We start from the raw sequence: 1,767 nt of genomic DNA, 5'->3' as shown, positions 1-1,767 counted from the left end.
TTGACCGTTACGAATGGGCAGACACCAGTAAAGAGAAAGGTTACGACAAGAGTTTTAGGCAATGGCATCGCCTCCCCGATGGCACACCAGAGATGAAAAAAGGTGATCAACCTTGGGGGGCATATCGCATTGATGAAGCGATCGCCGCCGCCAAATCTGTACAAGGAACCCCGGCACTACTCCAACACGAAGGGGAGGGGTGCGTAGAAGTTGGTCGGTCACATGGTCTTGCTGGGATTACGTTTCAGGGCAGTGGATGGGATAAAAAAACCATCACCCCAGAATATCAACTCCTGAAGGAATCAGGCATAGGATTAATTGTTTTTCTGCATGATGCCGATGACACTGGGCTGAAAAAACTCCAGACCTGCCAAGAGTGTGCCGCAGAGGTGGGAATCGCATTGATCGGAATTAATCCTCACGACATCTGCCCTGGACTAACATATAAGTCATCCGATATTAAGGAAGTCTTGGGACAGATGGATGTAATAGAGTTTATCCACAAGTTAGAAAAGGAGATTCATGCAGCCGTAGCAGCGCGTGAGCAACAGGTAGAAGGAATTAATGCTGGAGATCGTTCAAATGATGACGATCCAGTTGTTAGTTTTATTCAGATTGCCTTTAAAACTCTCTATGGGGATAAGAGTTGGATTTGCGCTGCGGATAGACTCTACTGGCATACTGGCAACCACTATAAACACTCCCCTGACTCTAGAGAAACTAAGCGAATAACTGACTTCTGTAACTCTTTTGCAGTTGAAAATGAGCAAGGTAAAAAATCCTATCCTTACGCTTCACCTAGTTCGGTTAAGAAGGTTCTAGAGTGGGCGAAAATGCGAACGGGAATTGAAGCAGAATTACTCAATCCGCCAGGGATTAACTGCACTAATGGGATAGTTAGACCTGTTTTGATAGGTAATAAGGTTATTCCACGGCTAGACCCTCATACCCCCGAAGATTACTTTATTTATGAACCGTTGATTGAGTACAATCCCTCGGCTGATACTACAGATTGCGACCGATTACTTGAGTGTTTGGACAAACCGCAACGAGAAATTCTTTTGAGGAATCTTGCCGCTTCGATTGACCTTCAAACTGTTAGGAAGCTCAGAGGAAGAGAGGTAAAAGCAATTCTAGCAGTTGGGCTTGGGTCTAATGGTAAAGATGCTCTGCGCGAATGTGTATCAATCATTTACGGCGAAAATGGACTAACTTCTGTCTCTTTAGCAGACTTCCAATTGTACGACGAAGGCAGGAAGTTTAATCTAGCTCCGTTGATGCACAGCCGAGTGAATTGGGCTTCTGAGAATCCGCAAACATCTAGGATTGATAAAATCCAAAGTTTAAAGTTGTTTGTAACAGGGAACAAGTTGCATTGTGAACGGAAGGGTAAAGACCATATTGAGTTTACCCCTGAAGCCATAGGTCTTTTTAACTTAAATGAAACGCCAGTACTCCAAGGAGTAATGAAAGCAATTCAAGATAGGATTGCAGTTTTGGAGTTCAAGAAAACCTTTGAAAAAAATCCTGACCCTAACAACCCAAATGAATTACTAGCTGACCCACGCTTTGCTTACGACAAAGAATTTATCAGAACGCATGTTGCCCCAGCATTCCTAAATAAAATGCTGAAAGCTCTCAACGACCTGATTTCAGAAGGCATTGATTACGAATGTACAACTGATGCTTTCTACAACCTTCAGAAAGAAAATAATCACCTATTTGACTTCATAGAAGCCGCAAACATAGGCTATGTCCCTGATAAGG

General features: G+C 43.4%; 1 protein-coding gene. It reads left to right on the top strand.

Annotated elements, in window-relative coordinates; all coding sequences use genetic code 11:
- Positions 1-1,767 (top strand): DUF5906 domain-containing protein (locus CDG79_RS40345; RefSeq protein WP_333783019.1); only part of this gene is annotated, 1,767 nt, incomplete at both ends.

It is taken from the genome of Nostoc sp. 'Peltigera membranacea cyanobiont' 232 (assembly GCF_002245985.1).
Lineage (GTDB): Bacteria > Cyanobacteriota > Cyanobacteriia > Cyanobacteriales > Nostocaceae > Nostoc.
The sequence above is the reverse complement of the archived record's forward strand: the minus strand, read 5'-3'. Positions and strand labels throughout refer to the sequence as shown.